This is a genomic window from Pedobacter sp. 01T416_2 (assembly GCF_056398925.1).
This window is the reverse complement of sequence record NZ_JBFTQI010000796.1, coordinates 1-2,621: the sequence shown is the minus strand read 5'-3', so window position 1 is coordinate 2,621 and position 2,621 is coordinate 1. Positions and strand designations below refer to the sequence as shown.

Sequence of the window (2,621 nt, the reverse complement as noted above, 5' to 3'; positions counted from 1 at the left end):
ATGATATACTTTGACGAAGCGGGCAACTCAGGAAGTAATTTGTTAGACCGAGACCAACCCTCTTATGTGTTGCTATCACACAATTATGACCACGAAGAAACGGAAATTCTTCTTCGTCCATTATTGGAGAGAAGCAACGCGAGTGAACTCCATTTTAAAAACCTTAAAAAATACAATAAATTCAAAAATGCAATAATTGCCTGTATAAACGACGATCTGATTACGAACGAAAGGGTATATTTTTACTATGCTCACAAGAAATTTATGGTATGTATACAGATAGTAGATCAGTTAATTGAGCCAGTAATGCATAATTCTGGTATTAATATTTATTCGACGGGTTATAACATTGCAACGGCAAATCTGATGTATATGTTAAGTACTACAGTATGGGATAAATTGATGTTTGAAGATATGTGTACTTCATTTGTAAAATGGAATAGATCGGGCGATATTGAAGATTGTGCGGTATTTTATAAATCTGTATCACGGCTGTATTCTGTTACCTCATGTGACTATCGGGAAATTTTTGAAATGATACTTGCAAGTCAAAAATATTTATTGTCGATTAGAAGTGCCTTTAATAAGTATTCTCTTGATGCAACCCTTGGCTGTTTTAATGCTCATTGCAATTTTTGGGCAAAGATATATGGAAGACCTTTTGATATTATCTTTGATAATTCAAAGCAAATCGAATATTGGAAGGAAATGATTTTATTTTTGACAGAATCTCTACCTTCAGCAGAAGTGGGATACGGTTCGCGTAAACATAAGTATCCGTTATTGATTAATAGTCTCAGACAAGAAAGTAGCGAAAGTTTAAAACAGATTCAGTTAGCTGATATATTTGCTTCATCAATAAACTATTTGGCTATCCAGACTATCAACGATACCAGCGACGATTTTTCCAATGAGATCTTGAAAAGTAAGCTTTTCCTTCATACTAGTGGAAACAGTATGTGGCCTTCGAGAGAAATGACGCCTGAAGAATTGGGGATGACTGATCTGGAGGGAATTAATCCATTGGATTTTCTCGCTGAGGCAGCAATCAGAAATCCTACTAAATTCAATAAAGCGTATGGGAAAAAATAAATTTTTATCAGATTACTTTTAAAAAGGCAGGTATTATGCTTTTGAGCATTTCAGTAAAAGCAGCCCTTCCTACTTTTGACGATAACTCCAGCTTTTTCTACTGTTCGTCTTGGGTCTATTTTTCATTCAGAAAACAGGTTGTTAATAAGTGGGCCATTCAATAGCTCAAGACGAGTAACAAAATTTAATGCGCACCTTTTGGAGGTTTAATGAGCGTGTTGTAGTCCCTAAAAGTCCGATATTTATCAAGGTATTTGAATGTTTGAGGTGGTGTAAATTGTGGATGGATGCTTTTGATGGCACTAAGCAATATCTCAGTATCCAGACGGATCACATCAACGATTTCAATTCCTATTGCAAACTCACTGCTTTTATAGTAATCATCGAATTCAGTTTTGGAAATTCCGAGGGTATCTTTATGATCAGCCCACATTTTCTTTGGTGATGTTTTTAGGATTTTTTTTACGGTGGCAATGGCAGTTACTGCTTTCCTTGGCTGAGTTGTATAAATTATAACCGTATCTCCTGCCTTCACCTTGGGTATTGACTTTCGCAGTTCAATCGTCTTATGACCAGAAAGAATTTCTGTAACATATTTTTCTTTAATTGAAATCAAAAGTAGTTTATCCATGATTATAATCAATTCCTTTTCCCAAGGAGTAAATTTCCATAAAAGTACTGTTTTTTATCCTTAACGGCGATTGGAAGTTGTTGTCAGACTCGTTTGCCTGGAAAAGTATTTGTTTTAGCTGCGTTAGGCCGATTGGTTTATCAAAAGCTTCCGAATCAGAAAAACGCAGAATCTTAATGGGCTTATCTGCGTCGTTTTTGGCCAATGGCAAAATATGCTTCTCCCAGGAGTAAATGCCATATCGTTCATGCTTTTTAAAAAGCTGTTTAGCTGGCCCAACAATTACCTCGTCAAGATAAGATGAACAAACTACAGCTTTTTGCCGGTTAGAAAATTTGCTGGCACTAGAATACCATAGTATCCTTGCCGGAAATTTCTCGACATCGGGAGTAATGTTCCTGTAATAAACATTTTCCTTACTCCAGATAAGTTTTGGTTCTACTCCCCAAAGTTCACCTTTTGCAGCTTTTGTATCAAAAAGTTCCCGGGCAAAATGGGGTTTAATAGGCACTATAAAACAAGGAATATCAGCCTCTTTAATTTTTAGTGGCCATAATAATTTCTCTAGTGAAAACATGTTAAGATAGTAATCAAGTGCATTTGCAGATCCTATCTTTTTTATTAATTCACTAAGTGGCGGGATTGTATTGCTAATATCAGATAGCTCACTCCCGATTTTGTCTAGTGAATATATACCCTGGCCCATGGCCCTGATCCATTTTGAATCAACTTCAAAAAAACTAAAATTAAGTAGGATCTGTTTTTCATTTGGGGTCAAATGTTCATCTGTTATAGCCAGAAACCGTTTATTTTTAGCTAGGGTTAATTTTAACAGGTCAGTTATGTTCTGCATGAAAATAGTTTGCCGAAGCCTGTACTGTTTGGTTCTCAATAGCGA

3 protein-coding genes are annotated in these 2,621 nt (G+C 35.8%); 1 reads left to right on the top strand and 2 read right to left on the bottom strand.

Annotation, left to right across the window (positions count from 1 at the left end; translation table 11 throughout):
• Positions 1–1,092: DUF3800 domain-containing protein (locus AC1DPQ_RS24205; protein WP_477579179.1), on the top strand; the 1,092-nt coding region annotated here is incomplete at its 5' end.
• Positions 1,093–1,276: 184 nt separating this feature from the next.
• Here the strand turns inward: AC1DPQ_RS24205 and AC1DPQ_RS24200 are convergent.
• Both AC1DPQ_RS24200 and AC1DPQ_RS24195 read right to left on the bottom strand, forming a co-directional pair.
• On the bottom strand, positions 1,277–1,723 hold the full coding sequence (locus AC1DPQ_RS24200; protein ID WP_477579181.1) for an ASCH domain-containing protein: 447 nt from the start codon (positions 1,721–1,723) through the stop codon (positions 1,277–1,279).
• A partial coding sequence (locus AC1DPQ_RS24195) for a hypothetical protein (RefSeq protein ID WP_477611130.1) occupies positions 1,716–2,621 on the bottom strand: 906 nt, incomplete at its 5' end. The genes AC1DPQ_RS24200 and AC1DPQ_RS24195, both read right to left, overlap by 8 nt.